The sequence below is a fragment of the Parapedobacter sp. 2B3 genome (assembly GCF_041925275.1).
Taxonomy (GTDB): Bacteria; Bacteroidota; Bacteroidia; order Sphingobacteriales; family Sphingobacteriaceae; genus Parapedobacter; species Parapedobacter pyrenivorans_A.
In genome coordinates this window covers 1-24366 of sequence record NZ_JBHEUZ010000027.1, presented here as the reverse complement: position 1 = coordinate 24366, position 24366 = coordinate 1, and the positions used below count along the sequence as shown (strand labels likewise).

Below are 24366 nucleotides of genomic sequence, written 5' to 3'. Positions count from 1 at the left end.
ATTGTTGCCTTTTTAATTAGATCCATAGCTTATGAATACGCATACACTTGCAATTATTGCTTACGTGCTCTCAGTGACGGCTTGCCAAAGTGGCAATCGACAGGAGGAACGTTCCGCGAACCACGAGCAAAAATACTGCTTCCTCCGACTGGAAGGCAACCAACTGCAGGATTCATCCTTTATCCAACTGGAGGCGCGGAAGGGAACGGTCAGTGGCATTTACAACGTTGTACCGCACGAAAAAGACGCTAGAAGGGGTACCGTATTGGGAAAATCGGAAGATGATGTTTTTGATTTGGTGTGGACATTCTCCCAAGAAGGCAACCAAGACACCCTTCGGGTGGTATTCAAATTAAAGGATGGGAAGTTACTGCGGAAACCGCTCGCTGTCGATACATTGACCGGGCGACAGATCACCTTGGACACCAGTGCTTTTTCGGAAGTTTATGAACCGATGGATTGCGTCGTTACACACGCAGGAGACTATGCTGGCTCGCTGTAAAGATATCGCGCCACACACGGTTCATCTCCGATGAGGCATCGGCACCGGCCATCCCCACATGCGGATAGATCGCCATTACCTGCTTGCGGCATACCCTGACCATCGTGCGGCTCCATTTACTTACGGCCGCCAGCGTGTGGGGAGTCAGTTCGCCCGTACGCAGCAATTCATCCCAAGAAGCATCAAGTGCGCTATAGAACGATTCGCGGGCGCCGTTCAGTTTCCATTCGGCGGCGCGAACAAGCTGCTGTAATCCGCGCGCTCCCAGGTTTGCCGTACACGCCAGAAAATGGCGCGCCATGCCCAACGTATTGGCCGCTAACGTAGCTTCGGCAAATTGCAGGAACGGATATTGGTAAATGGGATGGTCCCACGTGGCCGTCCGGGGGCTTATCACAAACGTCTGCGATCGGTCTACCGGTAAATGGTTAACTTCAAATGAACGGCTGGCGGTAGCCTTTAGTCCCAGTGCATTCCAGTCGTCAATTACCCGCACATCGGCTTTCGGAAAGAAAAAAGACCGAATAACCAGATTGCCATTGTTGTCCAAGAGTTCCTTCCCATCTTGTTCAATTACACAATTTGCGGTGAAATGCGTCAGGTGGGGTGCACCGGTTGCATAACGCCACCTGCCCGACACGCGGTACCCATCTCCCTCAACAACGGCTTTCCCTGTCGCGTGTCCACTGCCGCCCAAGCAGACGCTGGGGTCTGTGAAGACGGTTCCGGCGACTGACCGGTCCATATAACCCACAAACAGGTTGGCACCAGCACACAGGGTAACGGTCCAACCCAGGCTCCCATCGATCTGTGCGAGCTCCTCTTCCAACCGTACCCCGTCGGGCAGCGGCAATTCCAATCCACCGAGATTGCCCGGAACGAACAGTTTAAACCATCGATGATTGTAAATAATAGCCAGTTGATCTGCCGTTAGTGTACCTTCGGTCTCGGCGGGACCGGCCAGGCGGCGAAGCTGCTCAACCAACGCAGCCGGCACCATTTGTTCGTTGTATTTCTTTTGTGTACGGCTCATGTTTCTACAATAGCGTCCGCGGTCCGTTGGCGGCGGATGATACGTTTCCAGTCCAAATAACCAAAAATAGCTACGACGAAAAGAAACAGGGTCAAGAGCGCATACAGGTGCAGATCTTTATAGGCCAGCAGCGGAATAGCAAAAGCATTGCTGATATTCAGCCATATCCAGTTTTCGATTTTGCGCCGGGCCAGCAACCACATCCCTGCCCATGCCGTGGCACTCACCCAGGCATCCCATGCAGGCACGGTGGAATCCGTAAAATGGAGCAGCGCGAAATACAGTGCGGGAAAACCGATTGCCACGATCAGCAAGGTCACATACCAATCGTACCGTTTCGAATAGGCAGCCACCACCTGCGGTTGGTCGCGCCGCGTCACCCAATGCGCCCACCCGTAAATACTCATTACGAGGTAATAGCCATTCAGCAATATTTCGGCGTACAGCCCTGCCTCATACAATACGTAGACGGTAACCAGTATACTGGCAATGCCAAAGGGATAAAGCAATACCTTGTTGGATTTGGCCAGCAGCACCTGGACAACGCCACAACCTACACCGATCCAGTGGAGTAAGGGCGTTTGCTTCAGTTGCACAGCCAATTCGTGGAACCAGTTTGCCGCGTCCGCCACGCCTAAACAGATTCGAGCGTGCGTTCGAGCTTCAGTATGGCAGCGGACCGCTCGCGGGTTTCCCGGCACAGTTGCGCATCGTCAGCGATGGAATGGCTGAACGACGGCATCATCTCGCGTAGCTTGCTCAGGTACTGGGCGGTCTTGGCGCGCTCGGGGAAACACCGCGCCAATAGATCGACCATGATCGACACCGACGTGGAAGCGCCCGGCGACGCTCCGAGGAGTGCCGATATGGAACCGTCAGCGCTACTAACCACTTCCGTTCCAAATTCGAGGATGCCGCCGTGCTCTTTGTCTTTCTTAATTACCTGTACCCGTTGCCCGGCAATCTCTAGTTCCCAATCTTCCTTGCGTGCCGTGGGCACGTATGCCTTCAACGCCGCCAGCCGGTCGTCTGGGCTCTGCCGTACCTGATTGATCAGGTATTTGGTGAGCGGAATATTATCCATCCCCGCAGCCAGCATGGGGCGGATGTTGCTCAGTTTGATCGACGCCGGAAGGTCAAGCCACGAACCGTTTTTTAAAAACTTGGTCGAAAAACCCGCGTAAGGCCCAAAAAGGAGTGCGGTCTTCCCATCGATCACCCGGGTATCCAAGTGGGGAACCGACATGGGCGGCGAGCCTACGGCAGCCTTGCCATATACCTTGGCGTGGTGCTTCGATATCACGTCGGGGTTGGTGCATTTCAACCATTGGCCGCTCACGGGGAACCCGCCGAAGCCATCGGCTTCGGGTATGCCCGACTTTTCGAGTAACAGCAGTGAGCCACCACCCGCTCCGATAAATACGAATTTGGCAACCACGGTCTTCTTTTTGTCAGTGGTCAGGTTTTTCACCGTTATTTTCCAGCGGCCGTCGTCAGCCCGCTCGATGTCGCGGACCTCATTGGCCAACCGGAGTTTGACGCCTTCTTTCTGTGTTAGGTGAAGAAACAGGGAACGCGTCAGTGCACCGAAGTTGACGTCCGTACCAATGTCGATGCGTGTGGCTGCCAACCGTTCGTCGGGCTTGCGCCCCTCCATGATCAAGGGTATCCAATCACGGAGCACATTGTGGTCTTCGGTATAGCTCATGCCATGGAAAAGATGGTGCTCCCGCATGGTTTCATAGCGCTTACGGAGGAAAGCGACGTTTTCGTCGCCGAACACGAAGCTCATGTGGGGTACGCTCCGGATGAAGTGCTCCGGGCGGTCGATGATACCATGGACAACCAAGTAGGACCAAAATTCTTTGGAGAGCTCAAAAGCCTCTGCGATTTTGATGGCTTTGCCGATAGCTACGGACCCATCAGCCCGCTGCGGTGTATAATTCAGCTCACACAAGGCAGAATGGCCCGTACCGGCGTTGTTCCATGCATCGGAGCTTTCAGCTGCCACCTCATCCAACCGCTCGAATATAGCGATGCTTGCACGGGGGTGCAGCTCATTGATCAATGTACCCAAGGTGGCGCTCATGATTCCCGCGCCGATAAGAACAACATCCACCTCTTCGGCGGTCTTTTTCTTTTTCTTCGCCATTATATTACAATTGTGGCAAAATTACGGACAGAAATCAAGAAATTCTCCATATAGTCCTTATTAATTACAAAATTTAAACAAACCGGCAACTAGCCGGACAACCCGGCACACAACACAAATAGTTCATTCATAGCGCGTTCCGGGACGCGAACTCAAAAAATTAAAAAAAACCTTGCTAAAACGATTTTTGTTCGTACATTAGCTGCCACAAACCAGTTCGATGACTACCCTAAAGGTATCCGAATAGTAGAAATTAGCTTATTAAAACAAAACCAACAGATTATGAAAATCTCATTTACTTTCATTACGTAACTTCCGTGTCATAGCGTATGCTCAGGCATCCGCCACGTGTATTCCCACCTGATTGTTGTGTCGGTTAGCGGCGTGATGCGCCTGTCGACCTGATTAATTTGCGTGTTTTTTTCGCGGAGTGGGGACCGCGCTTGCCGATTATTGCCGGAATTAACCCTATTAGATACATATCTGAAAACCAATATATATGCATAATATGAGAATTTTGGTCACCTGTTTGATACTGGCGGTGTTCGCCTACCCGATAGACGCGTCTCCCATCCCGCGGAGCGGCACATCCTCTCCGGTAGCGCAGGATACCGCGTTGAATACGCCGCGAGGGCAAGATAGCCTCGCCGCGGACGTGGCAGTTGTTGATCTGGGCAGGCAATCCACCACCCTCGGGCTTGACGAGATTGCCCGATTCCCCGCGGTTGCGCTCCAGCAGTATATAAAAGACCAAGTACCCGGTTTATACGTGCAGGAAAATTCGGGCGAGCCCGGAGCCACACAAGCGATGTACATGCGCGGGACTCCGATGCCCATCCTAACGCAGAAGGATATCTACCAATCGCAACCGCTCGTGGTACTCGATGGCATTCCCCTCATCGGCGAACACCCTTTTGCGTTCGACATCCAGCAGTACCAGTTTGACCGCATCGGGACAGCCACCAACCTACTGAGCAACATTGACTTGAACAACGTCGAATCGATCCGTGTGCTCAAGGACGTGGCCAGTACGGCCATATATGGGCCCATGGCTGCCAACGGTGTGATTGCTATCACCACCAAACAACCCGATGCTACACGGAAAATCAGTTTCAATTCGTACGTCGGCGTTGCCCAGCGCCCCACCATCACCGCCATCAATGGCGATTACGAAAATGCCTTCCGGCGGCAATTCTACGATCGCTATACGGCCATCGGTCGGTATTCAGCCGACGATAGCTATCCCTTGTATTTGAGTGATTCGCTGAATGTCTCGTACTACGGACCCTCCAATTGGACGGATAGCTATTACCAAAACGGGCTGATCTATTCGGCCGACGCCGACATTGCCGGCGGGGGCGACCGCGCCAACTTCCGCTTTGCTGTGGGCCACATGCAAAACCAGGGGGTTGCCGACCAAACGGGCATGAAACGTTACAGCGCTTTGTTCAACATCAACATGAAGCCCGTGGAATGGCTGCTGTTTTCTGCCATGATAAACGGAAACCGCGTCCTGCGCGACCGTAACCGGTCCTTGCGCGACCGGTTCGCCACCATGTCATATGTCCCCGACCTCTCCTCCCCATTGTCGCCAAACAATACGGTTTACAGCCAATATCTTGCCCAGTTTGATAACAGTTTCGACAACAACGCAACCAATATTGTGGAAGGGCATGCCAAGCTGGTCTTCGACTTGGACCGCCTGAAGATTACCTCCCGGCTCGCCGTAGATTACAACGAAGGCACGCGGGACGTGTTCTATCCGCGCACATTGATGGAGGAAAACAGCTTCGCTTCCAACTACTACGGTTATAACCAACGCCTTATTTTCGACAACCATGCCACCTACCAAGCCCACGTTGGTGAGAAACACGGCCTTTTGCTTGAAGCGGGCAGTATCTTGCAGTGGGATGCATTCAAATACAACTACGCATATGCATACAAAGGCATCAACGACTTTATCAAGATCAACCTGCTGGAATCGGACCCCGACAAAAGTGAATACCTGAACCCTTTGGCATTCCCCAAGGAACTGGTCTTTAAATTCCTCGATTACACCAATCAAAATATCATTTCCTTTTATGGTCGTGGTACATACAATTTTGACGACCGGTATACCGTATCGCTCCTGCTGCGCTCGGACGGTTCGTCCAATGCGCAACCTACAAGCCGGTGGTTGGTTACCCCTACGCTATCGTTCGGCTGGAATATCAAGAACGACCTGCTGGCCAACGAACCTGCCTTTTCGAGCTTCAACTTCCGCGCCAGCGCTGGGCGGTTGGGACGCCTGAATGCGTTCGACAATTTCTCCCAGGGACCTTCCTACTCCACGTTTGTAGGCTATATGGGCAACGTAATAACGCCCGGTTACAACGGCTTTGGCGTGCTAACCCGCCCCTACGACTTCGGCTGGTCCGGCTACGGCATCCCCTGGGCCTATACGGATCAGTTGAATATCGGTCTCGACCTCGGATTGGCCGAAGAGCGCTTCCGGATTAATTTGGATTGGTATACCAAATACGACCGCAATCAGTTGCTGGGCATCCCTTCCTATGCGGAATTTGGCTATCGCCAGTCTTATGATGCCGGCATGGACGTAAACAATACCGGGATTGAGCTATTATTGAGTGCGGATGTGGTACCGAAGGGCAATGGGAAATTTAGCTGGACGCCTTCACTGAACCTGAACTACAATACCAATAAACTGCTGGCGTTGCCCGGAGGGCTTGATGAAATCGTCATCAACAACCGTCTTTTCCGGGTGGGCGAACGCATCGACCGCTTCTGGGTGCTGGAAAACGAAGGCATTTACCTCACCGACGATGAAATCCCCGTGGTTGATGGTACGGCCATGAACTTTAATGGTATTCCATTACGGGCCGGCGATCCCCGATGGGCCGATATCAATGGCGACAACGCCATAAGCGATGCCGACCGGGTGCTGAAAGGCACGATCTTTCCGAAAGTGGTTGGCGGTTTCATGAATCAATTTAGCTACGGCGACTGGAGCTTGGACGCACACTTCTACTTTAACATAGGACGCAACGTGCTGAATGCCGATATGGCCAACCGATTCGATTTCATCAACCGCGAAGGGGTCACCGAAATGAACTCCGTAAAGGAAATCACCTTTTGGGAGAAACGTGGCGACTATAGCCGCTATCCCCTTTACAACCCCTGGAGCAATGCCATTCCTTACCGCAAGGAGCAGGATCTCTTTTTGGAAAATGGCTCCTTTGTCAAGTTACGGACCCTTTCATTGGGCTATGATCTGACTAAGCTGTTGAACAAAGGATCGAAGGTGGAGCGGATGTTTATCTATTGCACGGCCCACAACCTGTTTACGCTTACACCGTACACCGGCCGGGATCCGGAGTTAACCGACTTCATGGGATATGACACCGGATATGGGCTCCCGCTATCGCGTACATACACGTTGGGTGTCCGAATGAGTTTATAACAAGACTACTGGTAAAGAGAAAAAAGAAATGATGGATAAAATGAAGATGCTTATTTCCTGCGTGGCGCTGCTGGCGGGGTTGAGCGGATGCCAAAAGATGCTTGACGTCGATTCGTCGCGGATCGTTGGCGAAAAAAACATGTGGAATTCATTAGAAGACAGCAGGGCAGCGATTATGGGCACCTATGGGTTGGTCCGGGCGGCCTTGGCCGACCACAATGCACACTGGTTGTACGGCGATGTGCGGGCGGGTGAGTTTACCGTCCCTACACGCCAGGACCTCCGCGCGATTGTAACCCACGACCTTACGGCCTCGTATCCTGCCATTGAGGCGGCATCCAGCTGGCGGCGCTGGTACGCGGTCATCAATTCGGCCAATATATTCCTCGAACGCATCCACGAGGTACGCGAGAAGGACCTCCGCTACACGGAAAACAACATGGTGGTGGATATCGCCCAGATCCGTTTCCTGCGGGCTTTTGCCTACTTCTATATGGTACGTATCTGGGGGGATGTACCCCTTATTATATCGTCTTACGACGGCAACTTCGAAAATAAGCCCCGCGAAAACCAAGCAAAGGTGCTGGCATGGGCAGAACAGGAAATGCTCGCGGCCGCGGCGGACCTACCCTACCGCTACAGCGACGGTGATGAACAGCAACAGGGCAACTATTACAATGAGGCCCCGAGCCGCTGGGATGGGGCGCTGGCCCGCAAGCTCTCCGCCTACGCTGTACTGGCCCATTTGGCGGCATGGCAGGGCAACTACCCCGATGCGGCTATCTACAGTAAATTCGTGATGGACAACTACCAGCGCGGCGGCAACGATTTCATTTCAACCGGTCACCTCACCGATGCGAACGGCTTCTTCTATGACAAACGCACCAACCAACTTTTTGGCTTCTCGTTCGTATGGGGGCACGTAGACGGGTCATTTACCGGGCATATCGAAGAGCTTACGCTTGCCGAGCCCGTGGTAAACAAACGTATTCCGGATATCTACCTGCCGAAAGATTCCATCATCAGCATCTTCAACGAAGGCGGCGACGAACGCTTCAGCCTCGACACGTTGGGCACGCCTGTATCCGAGCGGTACTTTACGAATTACAACGGTCGCTACCCCATTTTCAGCAAGATCAAATGTATCATGGGCGGCGTTTCCGACCCTACTTTCCGCTTCTTCTCCAGCGCCATTGTGTTTACCCGACTGGAAGATGTGGCCCTGCTCCGCGCCGAAGCGCTGGCGGTGCTGGGCGAGCGGCAGGGCGCGATTGACATGCTCAATGCCATCCGCACCCGGCGGGGGCTCGACCCTTACAACGAAGATGTGAACGGCGACCTGCTTCATTCCATCTTCCGCGAACGGCAACGGGAGTTGATGGGCGAAGGGCATCGATGGTATGACCTGGTGCGCTACAACCGCATCCGGCCAAACCACCCCATCATTGCACCGCTACTGGCAGACAATGGCCACATATGGCCCATAGCGCAAACGTTGCTGGCGCAAAACAAGCAATTGACCCAAAACGAATACTGGAAATAACGAATATTATGAAACACGTTATTAAATCATACGGATATCCACTGCTGCTGGCACTCCTTGTCATCGCCTGCGCCAAAGATGGCGGCTATTACCAGCCCAATGAGATCGACAAGCATTTCCATGGAGATACCTATGCGTACCTGCAGAGCAAGCACGGTGTTTACGATTCGTTGCTACAGGCAATAGATCGGCTGGGGCTGGAAACCACCCTCCGCGATAGCAACATCACCTTGTTTGCGCTCACCAACGAGAGTTTCCAGTTGGCCATCACCAACCTCAACAACATCCGTTACCTCGCGGACCGCCCTTCGGAATACCTGGCCACCATCAATCAGCGGCACCTGGACACCATGCTCACGCAATACATCATCCGCGGTAAATACCCTACAGACTCCATGTTGCTCCAAGACGGCATCAGCCTGCACGGCATACGCCACGGCTATCCGATGCACGCGAAACTCGCCCATACCACCTCTTCCGGATTCCGTGACGGTGGCCCTGAAACGGTCAATTTCAGCGATACGAAGCGTAGCCAATTCCGCCGAAACTGGATTACCACCAACACCGGATCGGTTAACATCGAAACAGACAATGCGTTCGTTCACGTAATAAACAGTGACCACGTTTTTGGCTTCGGCGATTTCATCAGCCGGCTTACGTTCATCCCGCCGCCACCCAATCTCTTCCATCTCATTGGTGGCGAGTGGTCCACCTCGCGCGAAAACTCGGGCGGTCCGAACCATATCGAAGCCGCCAAATTTGCCTTCGACGGAAACCGCGAAACCAAGTTCCTACTGGGGGGCTTCAGCGGGGCTTGGCTGCAATTCAAACTGAATGAGCCAACCGTTGCTGGTGCGTATACCGTTACTTCTGCCAATGACTTCCCCGAGCGCGACCCGATCGATTGGAACCTTGAGGCTTCGCACGACGGGGAAACGTGGGTTACCCTGGATTCACGGGCAGGCGAGATCTTCGAAGAACGTTTCCAGATGAAAGTTTACCGCATCAAGAACCGCGAAGCGTACCAATACTACCGGCTCAACATCCTCCGTAACCGGAGCGGGGATACCATGCAAATGGCCGATTGGTCGGTAAACGCACCCGATGAGACGGAAGACGAGATACAAGATTAGCAAGTTAACGGCACAACACGAGCGTATATGACAAGCAATAAAATCATACGGAGATTAACAATGGGCATGGGCACGCTGGCTGTCGGCCTGTTTCTCCAGGGGTGCGAAAAAGTATTCGACCTCCCCGAAGAAAAGGAATTCATCAGCGAGAACATCAACTACGGCAGCAAAGTACTGGAACCTATCCTGGGGCGTACCAACCTCATGGGGCAGTTCAATGCCGACGCCTCCACGATGCCACTCAAGTTTGAGATCGTGAACGCACGCTATGGCGATGGCCGGCCCGTAACCGACCTTTTCCAAACGCGGCAAACGTACGTTTGGACGGCGGCCTACGATGGCAAAGAGACCTCACTCGAACAGATCGAGGCAAAGCGTAAGCTGGAAGACCGGCCACTTTTCGAAGTGCGCGAATCGGGACAGTTTATCCTGTGGGCCTCGTCTGACGACGACCTCATCGAACCGCGCCCGATCGACACCAGCAACCTGGTGCAGGATATCCGCTTCTTCGATCTCAAAGTGTCCAACACCGGCGGAACGGTGTATATCCCCGATTTCCAATTGATACCTTGGCGGGAACGCCCCTACTTTCCGTCCACCGACATCAACCCATACTCCGGCGAAGTCGCACCGGACCCGACCGACCCGGAAAACCCCAATAAGCGGGATTACATCCGCCCACGGCTGGATAATGTTTTTGGTGGAACGTCCAACCGCCATCTGCAAAGCAACGACCAGATCAAGGATGTGGTGGTGTACATCCGCCCGTTCGAGGGCGGCAATGGGCACAACCTTCGGTTTAAGTTCATGGCACCGGATAGCTCGTTCATGAATCCCGACTTATTCAACGAAACCAAGTGGAGCACATTGGTACACGGCTTCAACGTGGAAAAGACCGAAGAATATGTCCAATACGACGTGGCCTACCCCATCCCGCTGGTCAACCTACAGACACCGTATACCACCAGCGGCGGCAACAACGCCACGGTCAACTTCCAATACTCGCGCAAAGGCTTCGGGGGCAATCTCACCTATGCCACATTTGGCCTGGATTTCAGCATCTTCCGGCCCGGTGACTGGGAGATCGTATTCCATTTTAGAAACGAATTACCAAAGTTTGAAGATGAATAACATGAAGGCATTGTTTACCATATTCGCAGCGGCGGCCATGTTGGTCTACAGCCATGCCGTTGCACAAACCAACGTGACGGTTACCGGTAACGTGATCGACGAAAACAGGCAGCCTTTTGGCGGTGTCACCGTATTCACGGGCAAACCCTTACGTGCCTTGACATCCACTGACGACAACGGCAATTTCCGGGTGTCGGTACCCCCCAACACCGTGCTGGTCTTCCGCGTGGTGGGTTATAATGAAACTTCCCAAAACGTCGGCTCCGGGCGCACCGTGCTGCGCGTGCAGCTCGCACCGCTCGACAACAAACTGGAGGAAGTGGTCATCCGCGGGTACCAGAAACGCTCGAAAGAACTGAGCACGGGATCATCTTTCACGTTGAGCGGTAGCGACGTCCAAGACATTCCCACCCCGAATATCGAGCAGCTGCTTCAGGGACGGGTACCGGGCATGAACATCCAGGTAAACACGGGGGCCCCCGGATTCCGCGGTTCCACACAAATCCGCGGGCTCTCCACGGTATCGATGACCGGCTCAGGGAACCAATCGTTCCTCCAACCTACCTCACCACTGTATGTGATAGACGGTATACCGATGGACGCTGACCGGGCCACCGAATATGGCTTCCAGCAACAAGGACCGGGTATCAGCCCGCTTTCGCTCATCCCTCAGGAAGACATTGCCAGCATCGAAATCCTCAAAGATGCGCAGGCCACCTCACTTTACGGGTCGATGGCCGCCTACGGCGTGATCATCATCACTACCAAACGCGGCAACTCACCGATACCACGCGTGCGCTATACGCACAATTCATTTGTACGCACGCCGCCGAAACTTAGAGAAACGTTGGGTGGCAACCTGGAGCGGCAACTCAAGCTGCAACAGATATATGGCAATGCGCAGAGCGTAAACGATATCTGGCAAATTTCGGAAACAGCGTTCCTGTCAGACAGCCTCAATGCCTATTGGAATAACTCAACCAACTGGCAAGACTATTACTATCGCACGCGGTACAACCAAAGCCACAACCTCCACATCGATGGCGGTGACCAGCTTTTCAATTACAAGGCCAACCTCGGTTACTTCACGGACCAGGGTATCATCCGCAACACCGGATTCACCCGGTACAATGCCAACCTACGCATGGAGTACCAGCCGGCCGACAGGCGGTTCCAGGTGATCGGCGCCGTAACCGGACAGCTGGGCAAACAAAGCGTGGGCGACGGTATCGGCATGCTGCAGACCGGCGTGGCCAACAATGGCCTTTCATCCACCCTATTGCCGCCACCTTCCTTTTACCAGGCCGGGGGCAGCCATGCATCTGCGATCGGAACGGATAACGACAATGCCACGCGGCTGATCCGCGCCAACCTCGAGGGCAGTTACATGTTTATCGAAGGGCTTCGGGCCAGCACCAGCGTGAGTTACGAATACGAATCGAAAACGGAAGATACCTTTACCCCCGCGGTCGCCAACAACCAATTCGCCCGGGTATACTCGTACAACGGGCGTACCACCCAACTGTACAACCGCAACAGTTTGAACTACTCGGCCACCTTCAACGATAAACACAACCTGTTTATCAACTTCTTCAATGAGTTCCGCATCGCCGGGCGGCAGAGCTCGGTAACGCGCAACGAGCGGAGCCCCAACGACCAGTTGCAGGGCCCCATCGGTTTCGATGGCTATTTCTCGCGGGGTGGCGGACTATTGGACGACTACACCGACGAGCGGGCCGCTTCGTTTGCGCTGGCGGCTTCTTACGACTTTGACAAGCGCTACGTGCTGGATCTCTCCTACCGGCTCGACGGTTCATCGGCCAATGGCTTCGAAAACCTGTACGCACGGAACCCAGCCGTCGGCTTCCGCTGGAATTTCGATAAAGAGCCGTTCATCGAAGGAGCAGAATGGCTCGACTACGGTGCGGTGCGGTTGAGTTGGGGTGTCAACATTATCCCCACCGGGACCCTCGAACGGATTTACGGGAAATTCAACATCACCGGCAATTACAACGGCCAGCAGGGCATCGGACTGGATTTCGACCAGATACCCAACCCCGCCCTCCAACCGAAAACGAACACCCAATACAACGCCGGCTTGGATTTCTCCCTGTTCAATGGCCGTGTAGAAGTGATTTACGACACCTACTTCAAAAAGGTGGAGAACGAACTGTTTGAGCAGTTCCTGCCCAATACAACGGGCTTCAACAAGATTTTCAGCAACGGTGCCGGCATTGCCAACTACGGCCACGAACTGTTCTTGATGTTCCGACCACTGAACCTGAGTAGCGACTTCAACCTTACGGTATCGCTCAATGGCGCCTACAACAAGGACGTGCTGCTAGCCCTTCCCGACCACTATTCGGGGCAGTTCATCCGCTGGGATTTCGATCCGGCTCAATTGAACCAGCACGTTATCCTGCGTGTGGGCGGGGCTACCCTGGCCAACTACCTTTACGTCAACGAAGGCGTATTTGCCACCGATGCCGATGTGCCGGTAGACCCGGTTACGGGCTTGCGCTACCAGACCAACGGGCAGTTTTTCCAGGGCGGCGACCCGATGATACAGGATGCCAACAATGACTATTACCTCACCATTGAGGACTACCAGCGCACGGGCAACTCCCAGCCGCTGTTTACGGGCGGCGCATCCATCATGCTCAATTACAAAAACTTCGGGTTCAACCTCAACGGCTCGTTCACCGGAAAACGGACCATCCTCAACAACGCCCTGGCGCAGCGCCTCGGCTTGATGGGCAACCCGTTTGGCAACCGGGTGGTTGTACCCTTGAACGATGTGGATATGTGGCGGCAGCCGGGCGATGTGGCTACCTATCCGTACGTCTATGACTACCGCAGATTCGGTTCCATCCGGCCGGTCCGTTTTGACCAGACACTCTGGGCCGAAGACGGTACGTATTTCAAAATCAACAGCATCGTCCTCTCCTATATGTTCGAGCGCGATTTTATTCGCCGGTGGGGACTGGATAACCTCCGGGTGTATATCTCGGGAGAAAACCTGCATACGTTCTCGGGTTTCACCGGCCCCAATCCTGAAAACGTGACGACCATGGGCCGCGATATCTCGGAGGGCTATCCCGTCCCCCGTACCTACAACATCGGTTTAACCATTGGATTCTAAGCGCGATATGATGAAGAAAACAGCAAAATGGATAACAGTGCTCATCGTGGCACTAACCACTTCTTCCTGTAAGGAGTTCCTTACGGTACAACCCGTAGACCGCCTTACGGGGAATAACTTCTATCTTTCAAAAGATGACGTGGAGGCCAACGTGGCCAACATGTACAGCATGTTTTTCGAAAAGATCAACGAGAGTTGGGTCATCGGTGCCATCGGCGAAACACGTTCGGGTGAAGTGTTCGCCTCGCCGGGGGCCAACAGCTACAGTTCACGCAGGGTAGTTGAATTTCTCGGCACCAACGACATGCTTACCGTCATATCCGCAGGTACCGCCTGGGATTGGTACAACTACGTCAGGGTTACAGACTGGACACGGTACTACCAGGTCATCCAAACCGCCAACATCCTGATAAGTAAGTTGGAAGAAGGTATACCCGGACTCAGCGACACGGACAAAGCCCGGTATATTGCCGAGGCGACCTTTATGCGCTGCTTCACCTACTTCTGGATGGTCCGGCTGTATGGCGACGTGGTCTACTACACCGAGCCCTATCATGCGGACGGGCTGGCCCGGGAGGCGATGGTATCCGTATTGAACAAGTGCCTCGAAGACTTGCGCCCCCACAAGAACAACCTGCCCTGGCAGTTTCCCGACCCTGCCCTGAAGGGTGCACGCGCATCCCGCGGCAGCATCATCGCCCTGTTGATGCACATGAACATGTGGAATGCAGGCTTTGATCGCAACAGGCGCGAACAGTATTACGCAGAAACCGCCGCTTTGGGCACGGAACTCATCCAGCAGGGGCCTTATCGGCTGTATCCACTTACGGAAGATGGCTGGGCCACGGTGATGAAAGGCCGCTCGGACGAAAGCCTCTTCGAATTTTACCGGAGCATCAACTACCAGGATGCCAACGCGGCATTGTCGCCGTTCGGCGACCACTTCCTGCGCTGGCCATACAAGTTCCCACGCTTCAACAACCAGATCAGCCACTGCTATTTCATCGATACGTATATGGCAAAACTATATCCCGCCGGGCTGGCCGACAAGCGCGCGGATTTCTGGTTCGATGACATGCTGTCCAATAGTGGCCAGTTCACCGCCGTCAAGTTCGGCTTCAACGTCTATGCATCGGGCAACGAAGACCGCAACCCCGACAACACGTTCATGATCTTCCGCTATGCCGATGCCATCCTGCTGCATGCCGAGGCGCTGGCCGAATTGTCGCGGGATACCGAAGCCATCGCTTCGCTCAACCTCATCCGCAACCGCGCCGAAGCTACACCCTATAGCGGTACAGGCGGACAGGAATTGAAAGATTTCATCTTTTGGGAGCGTTGCCGCGAACTGTTCGGTGAGGGCCACCGGTATTTCGATCTCGTGCGTACACAGCGTATCATGAACCCTACGTTCGCCCGAAACCCGATGAATTCGGACCAATACAACCGACGGGCATGGACATGGCCGCTCAGCCCTGCCGCGCGGGTAAACAATCCGAACATCGTACTCAATGAATATTGGCTCAATTTCAGGTAAACTTTACCGGAACAGCTTGGAAAAAGATATAATGATGGAGAACATACTAAAAATATTGTTAGCAGGACTGATTTTCCTGTCTTCATGCAAACGCGATGACTATTATGTGGATGGTGGCGTGGCCAATCCGGTATTCAACGGAACGGTACTGGAATACCTCGACTCGCATCCCCAACTGGACACCATTGGCCAACTGGTACGGCTGGCCGGCCTGGAAGACAACTTTACCGCCGATGAGTTGACTTTCTTTTCGCCCAGCGATGTCAATATCAAGATGCTGATCGGCCGGGTCAACTACCAAGGCACCGACCCGGGATGGATGGGTAACCGCGCCAACCAGCAACTTTATAACCTGGGACTGGACACCATACAGACCTTGGCTGATGTGGACTCGGCCATCTGGCGGAAATACCTGGAACGGTACATGTTCCATGGCAAGCATACGCTTAGCGACTATCCGCAGATTGACTTCAGCGTGCTCAACACCTTTGGCGGGCAGAACTATTATGCATATAACAACACCGTGAGCAACATCGGGGTCGTATTCCACGATGCGGTGACCGATGAAGGCAAACCCACTGAATCCCGATTGAAGTACATGGGCTACCGGCAGTTGTACATTTCGTACATCCCCAACGTATCCATTCCTGAAAACTGGATCGATACACCGGTTGCCTCGTCCGATATCCAACCCAGCAATGGCGTGGTGCACGTATTGGACTTTACCAAACGCGGGTTTGGTTTCGATCCGCAGGAGGTCATCGACGACATCATTCAAAGCAAGCGATAAGACGTAAACGAAGATAACTATGCAATCAATAATAAAAACAATCGTTGTACTGGGTGTCCTGGGATGGTGCTGCTGGTCGTGCAGCAAGGAAATGATACCGGAAGAACCCTACGGACCATCGAAAGAGCCGCTGGGAATCACCATGAACCGAAACCAAACGCCCACCCCGGCGGCAGGCCTGCCGGGCATTGAGGTAACCATCAACGCATCCGGACTGCTTCCGTTCCGCGATGAGCTGGTTTTCAGGTTCAATGGCGAAATCGCCCAGATTACGGACGTGACGGAAACCCAGATCAAGGTCGTGGTGCCCGACTTCGCAAGCACGGGCGTAACTACCATTTCCGTCGGCGATGTCGTGGTTTTCGGTCCCGAGTTTTCAGTGACCGGCAAGATCAACCTCGACCCCACGTTTAATGCGCCACGCGGTACCAACGGCGAAGTGGACAAGGTCATCTGGACCGACGACGGGCGGTTGCTGCTCGTCGGCAGTTTTACCGACTATGACAATAAAGGGGTTATCCGCAGGATCAATCGCATTGCCCGTTCGTTTTCAGACGGCACTTACGACGCCAGCTTGCGCTCGGGACTCGGTGCAAACGGGACACTCAGCGACATCGTCCCCTTCAACAACGGCTACCTGATCGGTGGTTCGTTCAGCGGCTATTCACAGCGGAGCACCGACATCAGCAACCTCACCCGGCTCAATGCAAACGGAACCATCGACACGATGGGAATCCACCCCTTCCGGCGGCCCGACCAGTCCGACACCATCAAATACTACCCTACCTTCAACGGCGGTTTTGACGGATACGTAGGCCGCATCTATCCACAAAACGGCAAGGTGGTGGTGGGCGGTTCGTTCCGCTATCACATCAGCCGCCGGTATGACAAACCCAACCGGCTGGAGACACGCGATTCGGTGATCATGGATAGCGTGGAGGTACGGCAATTGGCCCGGCTACATGCCGACGGCACGCTGGATTCTACCTTCCGGTTTGACGAGGCCGCCGATCGCTTCCGCACCGGAGGCAACGGCGATGTCTATACGATTGTCCATGAGGGTGGCACCCACCAAGGTAAGTTCATGGTCTACGGCAGCTTCAACCAGTTTGACGGCACACCGGCGGGCCGCATCCTACGGCTGAATGCCGATGGCACCGTTGACCCGACCTTCAACGCCGACGGGTCGGGCGCCGACCAGTCCATTACCAAACTCTTTTACAACGCAACGACCCGCAAATACATCATCGCCGGGAACTTCCGGCAATATAACGGGAAAGCGGCCAATCGCGTAGCGGTACTGAACGAAGACGGCACGCTCGACGAGTCGTTTACCGCCAAAACGTTCGACGGCAATGGCCCGAACTTCGCCAAACAGCTTAGTGATGGCAAGATCATCGTCAGCGGCGATTTCCGCACCTACAACGGCGTGGCACGGAATGGCTTCATGGTACTCAATGAATCGGGCGACCTCATACCGGGATACAATGCCACGGGCATTTTCAGCGGTACGATCGAAGACATCGTGGAAACCAAGGCGCAGGATGGCCGCCGTGCGCTCCTGATCTATGGAGCCTTTACCCAATTCAACAGTAAGGATGCAAACAACTACATCCGCGTAATCATCGAATAACCAGCTATACTATGCGTTACTCAATCAATACCAAAATAAGACCTTCATCGGCGCTGTCTGCCGTGATAGCAGTTGCCGTCGCCTGGTCGTGCAACCAGGAATTTGCCAAGGTCCTCCCGGATACCGTTCCCATCGACTCAGTCGACGTGGCCTTCGGTTCACCGCGGGTGCTTTACATCATTGCCGACGGTGCCCGTGGCAAGTCGGTACGCGAAGGCGAGTTCGCCCATATCCATTCGCTACTCCCCAATGCGATATACAGTTGGGAATCATTGGCAGACGAAGAAACGTCGCCTCAGGACGGCACCAACTGGGCCGACCTGCTTACGGGGGTGCAAAAAAACAAGCACGGCATCATCGGAAACGACTACTCCGATGCGAAGCTGGAAAATTTCCCGTTAATCTTTGAACGCATCAAAGAAGCAATGCCAGCGAGTAACCTCCAGGTGTACACCTCATCGACCGCCTTTTATGACCACTTCACGGCGGGTGCCGATACGCGCGGGCTGCTGGATGGCGATGGCGCGGTGCAAGCGGCGGCAGCCGGGGCGCTCGCCGAAGACGATATTACGCTGGTGACCGCCCACTATACGGAAGTGGATGACGCCGGGCGCCAGCATGGCTACGACCTTTCGGTACCGGCATACAAGGCTGCCCTCACCGATTTCGACAATCGTGTAGGCGCCTTGCTGGAAGTGCTCCGCAACCGGCCCAATTACAGTTCTGAAAATTGGCTGGTGGTTATCAAATCGAGCCGGGGTGGCGATTTCGAAGTCCCCGAATGGGAAAACGATAACACCATCTTCAGCGACCCCGAGGTCAATACGTTTACCATCTTCTACTCCAACAGGTACAACACGCGGATCATCAACAAACCGTTCCTGGGCATCCGGTTCCAGGGAGATTTTGTACATTTCCGCGACCAAGTACGTGCCGAGGTAACTGCCGGCGACAACGACTTCTACAACCTAGATAACTCGGCGTTTACCATCGAACTCAAGGTAAAGAAAAATCCCGGGCCCGATAATAACTTCGAGTTCCGGTACCCGGCATTGCTCTCCAAGCGGAACCGTTGGAGTTGGGACGACGTGGGTTGGACGATCTTCCTCGAAGGGCGGGGCTGGCAGTTCAATGCCCGCGGTTTGGGGGGCAATGTGGGCCAGACCAATGGCGGCAACCTCGCCAATGCGACATGGAACAGCATAGCCGTGGTGGGCGTGATCCGTGATGGACAGCGCTTTGCGCGCACCTACACCAACGGGCAGTTCAACAACGAAGTGAACATCACCAATTACGGCAGTATCACGAATGACCTCCCCCTCATCCTTGGCGGACGAAACGAGAACAACCAAGCAGACTGTTACATTGCCGACGTACGCATCTGGAAGGTCGCACTGCCGGAAGACGTATTGCGCCAGTACTCCTGCGAGATTGGCGTTCCGGATGACCACCCTTACCACGATTTCCTGGCGGGGCTGTGGCTCGTAGTGGGGTCGGAAGGCGATGCAATCATGGATGAAGGGCCGTTGGGGGGGCATATGACCCTTTCGGGCGACAACATCACGCGCGACCCCCTTGCCGACTATGTATGTGCACCAAGCTCGGACGACTTGGGTGAAACGGTGCCCCGCAACATAGACGTGGCCGTGCAGGTGATGACCTGGCTCAAGATTCCGCGGCAGGAAAGCTGGCAATTGGATGGCCGGGTGTGGCTCGACCAATAAGTTAAGGTGTTCATTCCAAAATTTAACCGTATATGATTAGGTCAAAAATATATTCCTTGGTCTGTCCGGCCCTCCTAGCCGGCATCCTGCTGGTGGTATCGTGTGAGCAGCCGGAACTCGAATCGTTCGATTTGGACCACAACAACCCGACAACGGTTGCACCGGATGCCCACGTGGGTGAGGTCCGCAAAGAGGGCGAACTCGTCATCGTACCCTTGGCAGTGAACCTGGCACAGCCTGCATCGAAAGCCTTTCAGGTAGAGTTGCAACTCAACCCCGACACGGTGACCCAGTTGATCGGAAACGGCCAATTGGATGGTGTGGTAGCCATACCGACGAGCCAAATATCGATTCCAACGGCCGCCACCTTCTCGTTTGGCGCCAAAAGTAGCGCCTTCGAAATTTCCATCAACCTTGGATTCCTGGAGCGCAATTATGGGAAACGTGTCGCCCTCGCCTACCGGTTAATCAATCCCGGCAAGGGCAACACCATCACGGCCGAATCGTCTTCAGCCGTGGTGGTGCTGAATACGGCCGACATCCTGCAAGCCAATGAAATCCGTTACCTGTCCATCACCAACGGCGGGGGCGGCATCCTCGAAGCGCGCAACCGGCAAAACTACCAGTCGCAATCGGGCGGTATGAACGTTCCACTGGGCATCACACTCGCCGGCGTACCCGGCAAGCCCTTCAGCGTGCGTGCTACGGTAAACCCCGATACGATTGCAACGCTCATCGAAGCAGGGGTGCTGCCGGAGAATACGGTGGCACTGACCATCGACCAAGTGACCATGGATACCGTAAGGCGCATCGGGTCCAATACCAGCTCGGCGCCGCTCGATCTCTTCGTGCAATGGTCTGTCGTAGAGCAGCATCCCGATGAGCTTCTGGCCGTGGCCGTAACGCTCAGCGACCCGTCCATCCATGTGCTGGACGAAGAAAAGAAATCGGTCATTGTACTCATCCATCCGCAGCACGTATTGGAGGTAGACGTTACCAACCAAGGTGTATACAGCGTAAACCGCGACAATGGCGGTGGTGCCGAAGCTGGAGAAGGCTCACTGAAGCTGATAGACAACAACATAAATTCCAAGTTTTTGGTAGGCGATTTCCGGGGCGATCTCTGGGCCCAGCTGGTATTTGAGGAGGCTACGAAGATCGGTGCCTATACCCTCACCTCGGCCAACGATGCCCAGGGACGCGACCCGAAAAGCTGGCGCATACTCGCCTCAAATAACGGAACCGACTGGGTAGAAGTAGACAAACGTACGGAACAGGAGTTCCCGCAACGCTTCCAGACACGGCGGTTTGAGTTTAACAACAACGACAGTTATACACACTACCGCATCCATTTCGATGAGAACCGGGGCGACGGGCTCTGGCAGTTGGCCGAGTGGCGGGTCATCCGTATCCCGTAGCGAGCGACGTACGTGCAACTGAAAAATTAGGAAATAACAAGTAACCAACATCATGACAATGCGAACGAAAAGCATCGTAAAATGGATAACGGCCCGCGGCCCGTGGGCAATATTGATCATATTCTTCTTCGCCTGCAAGGAAGAACCCGCTCCCGTACCCGAGCCGGACGAGCCGAAACCCCAGGCGATGTTTGAATTCGAACAGATCGACCCCAATGACCCGTTCTCCTATTCGTTTACCAACAAGGGGAGCAACTTCTCGCTGGTGCGCTGGGAGTTTGGCGACGACAGCGTGTCATTGGATGATTCGCCTGCGCACACCTTCCTGCGTACCGGCGACTTCCGGGTGACGTTACGGACGGAAAACAGCCAAGGTTTCTGGGCAGAGAGCGAAACGATGATCAACATCAACCCGGATAGCCTCGTTGAAGTGGCCACCGCGCCTCAGCCCGATGGCAGCCTGCAGCTCTCCGTGGCCTCGGATATGGCCATCGATAGCGTATTCTGGTATAAAGGAGCGGGCACCGGAGGGGAGTTCCTGACCAACGACGGTACGATCAACATTTTGGTAGATCAAGGGCAATTCGAGGATTATACGCTGCGCGTGAAGACTCCGAATGGGTCGTATGCGGAAATCAACCGTAGACTCACCGACCTCGGTGTGGTGCGGGATCTGACCCAGGTTCGTAACATCTTTAGGGTATCGCGCGATAACGACGGCGGCCAGTTTGCTGGCGAGGGGTCGTTGAAACTGATTGACAACGATACCCGTACGAAATTCCTCCAGTTCAATTTCTCGAACTTCATTTGGTTCGAGCTGGAGTATTTCGAACCGGTCATCCTCGGCGCCTACACCTTCACCTCCGGCAACGATGCGCCCGAGCGCGACCCGAAGAACTGGCGGTTGGAAGGCTCCATGGACGGCGAAAATTGGACGATGTTGGACGAGCGTACCGATGAGGTGTTTGACGAACGCTTCCAAACCCGAACATTTATTTTTGAAAACAGCACGGCCTATAAGTTTTACCGGGCAACGGTGACCACCCTGAACGGCGCAGGTCTATTCCAACTGGGTGAGTGGCGGGTGCTGGCGCTGCCGCAGGGATGATATTGTAAAGTATTTCATTGAACTAAAATCGATAGGGGCTTGATTCCGATGGTAATCAAGCCCCTATCATAACTGTATTCAAGGAGTAGCATGTTTATCGAAGTCGGGTTGATTTCTGCTGATTGAATCATTGCCCTTCAAAGGCTGATCGAGCCTTCTTACCTAAATGATCGGCGGTTCGCGTATCGATTATTAGTATGACTACCAATCAAAAACGCACTGACTAATGTATTGACATCAAATACAAAAACACTATTCTATGAATATCTCCCTTCAAGGCGTGCTATCTTGGCTTACAACTCGGCAATGTATTTGCGCTGAAGAGATAGAGTTTCACTAGAAATGGCTACATATCATGTGGGCTAATCACTTTCAAATCAGCGATCCGTTTGAAATCGGATAGATTTCTGCTAATCAGTACCAACCCATGAAAAAGTGCGGTCGCAGCTATAACTGCGTCAGGCAATTTTATTTTTTGGTTTTTGCGGAGTTCTATGGTTTTATCAGCAATAGCATCGGTCAAACCGATCACATTAGCAGCATCAACAAAATCCCCCATTAATCGCGCGTCTTGCTTACTCATTTTGAATCCCAGTACCTCTATCTTGGTGACGATGGAAATATTAGGGATGTCATTAATCACATCATCCATGAATGACATCCCAAGTACAGGGAGACTACCTTCTAAATAATAGATTACACTGTTGCTGTCTATTAAATATCGCGTTCCCATTCATTTCGGCTTTTGACAATATGCTCTTGTAATTGTTTAGCCGTCTTGGAAGATAGCTTGCCTGCAAATCGGTCAGACAATTTGGTTGTTTTTGAGGGCGCGGACGCTTTCTTTAACAATGCTTCAACTTCTTTTAAGATGGTATCATTATTAAGCTTAAGTAATTCTTCGATTACATATAGTTTCCTTGCTTCGGTTACCATAGCATGCTCCTTTTTTATTTCTCTTTTATTTTCCTCACATTTCCGTCTGTTGCCGAGGATTCGGGTACGATGGAAATTAAGCGTACATACAAAAATACGAAAAGTATTGGATATAATGCGGTTAGGTGGAATCGCTATTTTCTTTTACTAGATAAAGACTTGATTTCGGCTTTCAAATTTTCGCTTTCTTCTCTTAATGTCTTGTTTTCTTTCAAAACACGACCGTACTCATCACGCCAGAAATCACGGTCTTTTTGCATTCCTTCGAATGTGTTAATTTCAAATTGACTCGCGGGGATTTCTTCAAGCATTTCTGGGAAATCTTTGGAGAAATCATAAGGTATTTTATCGCCATACTGCTTTAGTATACGAAAGGGCAACTCTTTATCTTTAATGTGCTTATAATACATTGTTCTATCATAACCGACTTTCACCAATAATTTGGTGATGTTTTTTCCCCTAAGTCGGACAATCTTGTCTAAAAATTCGCCTCTATGCACAGTAAATAACGATTCAAATATTCACTGTTCAAGGTAGCGCTTATAGTCTACAACTAATGTTGCAAAAATCTACAATTTTATTTGTTATAGTCAACAAAATTGTTGTTATTTGTGGCATATTGAATTTTAAGTCGTCAAATATGGAGAAAACACAATAGCAGTTTTAATCATATTGAACTAATAGTAGCTAACGAAACTTTCTCGTTCCTCCCTAGCAAAAATGAGTGACGTGAGAAAGATGAGTGAAGCCCGCAATTTTTGAATTTATGCTTTTATACGTATAAATTTGTGCGGGCACTCACTCACTATGTCTGAACATGCTAGGGAGGAATAGTGAGCAGAGGCCCGCTTTTTTATCCTCTTCTCGCTGCAACCAGTTGTAACTAATTATGAAAAGAGATGCAGCAAGTTTACCCAGCTAAGAATATTGTCGTTAAGCCAATCCTTTGCGACTGGCATGGGTTGCTCCATGACCTGACCGGTCTACGCTACAAGAACATCATCCGCCGCCCCGTTTGAATTTAGGTAAACCTCCGGAATAGCTATTCCTAAAAGTCGCAGCCTTACTTTACCGGCGAGAAATTCCATACAACCCTTGGCTTGGCAATCCTTTATTGGTCAAAA

18 protein-coding genes and 1 pseudogene are annotated in these 24366 nt (G+C 53.0%); 13 read left to right on the top strand and 6 right to left on the bottom strand.

The features are described from left to right. Positions 1 to 31: 31 nt before the first annotated feature. Positions 32 to 502 carry a hypothetical protein gene (locus ACEVG1_RS19560; RefSeq protein WP_374745420.1) on the top strand — a complete coding sequence of 157 codons (471 nt, stop codon included), beginning with the start codon at positions 32 to 34 and terminating at the stop codon, positions 500 to 502. Here ACEVG1_RS19560 and ACEVG1_RS19555 read toward each other — a convergent pair. The 3 genes from ACEVG1_RS19555 to ACEVG1_RS19545 are packed head-to-tail and all read right to left on the bottom strand — an operon-like array spanning position 468 to position 3687. Then, a complete protein-coding gene (locus ACEVG1_RS19555) occupies positions 468 to 1535 on the bottom strand; it encodes an acyl-CoA dehydrogenase (protein ID WP_374745419.1) in 1068 nt (355 codons plus the stop codon). The genes ACEVG1_RS19560 and ACEVG1_RS19555 overlap by 35 nt on opposite strands. After that, positions 1532 to 2167 carry a nicotinamide riboside transporter PnuC gene (gene pnuC / locus ACEVG1_RS19550; RefSeq protein WP_374745418.1) on the bottom strand — a complete coding sequence of 212 codons (636 nt, stop codon included), beginning with the start codon at positions 2165 to 2167 and terminating at the stop codon, positions 1532 to 1534. The genes ACEVG1_RS19555 and pnuC overlap by 4 nt, the downstream gene beginning before the upstream one ends. A 2-nt stretch (positions 2168 to 2169) precedes the next feature. Next, positions 2170 to 3687 (bottom strand): malate:quinone oxidoreductase, encoded by a 1518-nt coding sequence (locus ACEVG1_RS19545; protein ID WP_374745417.1) that lies wholly within the window; start codon positions 3685 to 3687, stop codon positions 2170 to 2172. 499 nt (positions 3688 to 4186) lie between these two features. Here ACEVG1_RS19545 and ACEVG1_RS19540 point away from each other — a divergent pair, with 499 nt between their 5' ends. From ACEVG1_RS19540 to ACEVG1_RS19485, 12 genes and pseudogenes are all read left to right on the top strand, one after another. After that, positions 4187 to 7147 (top strand): SusC/RagA family TonB-linked outer membrane protein, encoded by a 2961-nt coding sequence (locus ACEVG1_RS19540; RefSeq protein ID WP_374745416.1) that lies wholly within the window; start codon positions 4187 to 4189, stop codon positions 7145 to 7147. Between the two features lie 28 nt (positions 7148 to 7175). Continuing rightward, positions 7176 to 7727 (top strand): annotated as a pseudogene (locus ACEVG1_RS19535) (RagB/SusD family nutrient uptake outer membrane protein); the annotation flags it as partial. A 24-nt stretch (positions 7728 to 7751) separates the two neighbouring features. Beyond that, entirely contained in the window at positions 7752 to 8690 is a 939-nt protein-coding gene (locus ACEVG1_RS19530; protein WP_374745432.1) for a RagB/SusD family nutrient uptake outer membrane protein, read from the top strand. Positions 8691 to 8698: 8 nt separating this feature from the next. Further along, positions 8699 to 9823 (top strand): fasciclin domain-containing protein, encoded by a 1125-nt coding sequence (locus ACEVG1_RS19525; RefSeq protein ID WP_374745415.1) that lies wholly within the window; start codon positions 8699 to 8701, stop codon positions 9821 to 9823. 27 nt (positions 9824 to 9850) lie between these two features. Next, positions 9851 to 10954 (top strand): DUF5007 domain-containing protein, encoded by a 1104-nt coding sequence (locus tag ACEVG1_RS19520; RefSeq protein WP_374745414.1) that lies wholly within the window; start codon positions 9851 to 9853, stop codon positions 10952 to 10954. After that, a complete protein-coding gene (locus ACEVG1_RS19515; protein ID WP_374745413.1) occupies positions 10947 to 14096 on the top strand; it encodes a SusC/RagA family TonB-linked outer membrane protein in 3150 nt (1049 codons plus the stop codon). The genes ACEVG1_RS19520 and ACEVG1_RS19515 overlap by 8 nt, the downstream gene beginning before the upstream one ends. 7 nt (positions 14097 to 14103) lie before the next feature. Next, positions 14104 to 15633, top strand: a complete 1530-nt coding sequence (locus ACEVG1_RS19510; RefSeq protein ID WP_374745412.1) for a RagB/SusD family nutrient uptake outer membrane protein — start codon at positions 14104 to 14106, stop codon at positions 15631 to 15633. 31 nt (positions 15634 to 15664) lie between these two features. Beyond that, positions 15665 to 16423: a hypothetical protein gene (locus ACEVG1_RS19505; RefSeq protein ID WP_374745411.1), complete on the top strand. Its 759-nt coding sequence runs from the start codon at positions 15665 to 15667 to the stop codon at positions 16421 to 16423. Between the two features lie 19 nt (positions 16424 to 16442). Continuing rightward, the gene (locus ACEVG1_RS19500) at positions 16443 to 18056 is read left to right on the top strand and encodes a DUF5008 domain-containing protein (protein WP_374745410.1); all 1614 of its coding nucleotides are present in this window, start codon (positions 16443 to 16445) and stop codon (positions 18054 to 18056) included. An 11-nt stretch (positions 18057 to 18067) separates the two neighbouring features. Next, positions 18068 to 19780, top strand: a complete 1713-nt coding sequence (locus tag ACEVG1_RS19495; protein ID WP_374745409.1) for an alkaline phosphatase family protein — start codon at positions 18068 to 18070, stop codon at positions 19778 to 19780. Positions 19781 to 19812: 32 nt separating this feature from the next. Continuing rightward, on the top strand, positions 19813 to 21198 hold the full coding sequence (locus ACEVG1_RS19490; RefSeq protein ID WP_374745408.1) for a discoidin domain-containing protein: 1386 nt from the start codon (positions 19813 to 19815) through the stop codon (positions 21196 to 21198). 52 nt (positions 21199 to 21250) lie between these two features. Continuing rightward, complete coding sequence (locus ACEVG1_RS19485) at positions 21251 to 22306, top strand: PKD domain-containing protein (protein WP_374745407.1); 1056 nt, start codon at positions 21251 to 21253, stop codon at positions 22304 to 22306. Between the two features lie 346 nt (positions 22307 to 22652). Here the strand turns inward: ACEVG1_RS19485 and ACEVG1_RS19480 are convergent, their stop codons facing one another. From ACEVG1_RS19480 to ACEVG1_RS19470, 3 genes are all read right to left on the bottom strand, one after another. Beyond that, a complete protein-coding gene (locus tag ACEVG1_RS19480) occupies positions 22653 to 23039 on the bottom strand; it encodes a type II toxin-antitoxin system VapC family toxin (RefSeq protein ID WP_374745406.1) in 387 nt (128 codons plus the stop codon). Continuing rightward, complete coding sequence (locus tag ACEVG1_RS19475) at positions 23021 to 23242, bottom strand: hypothetical protein (RefSeq protein ID WP_374745405.1); 222 nt, start codon at positions 23240 to 23242, stop codon at positions 23021 to 23023. The genes ACEVG1_RS19480 and ACEVG1_RS19475 overlap by 19 nt, the downstream gene beginning before the upstream one ends. Before the next feature lie 134 nt (positions 23243 to 23376). Next, a complete protein-coding gene (locus ACEVG1_RS19470) occupies positions 23377 to 23676 on the bottom strand; it encodes a hypothetical protein (RefSeq protein ID WP_374745404.1) in 300 nt (99 codons plus the stop codon). Between the last annotated feature and the right edge of the window lie 690 nt (positions 23677 to 24366).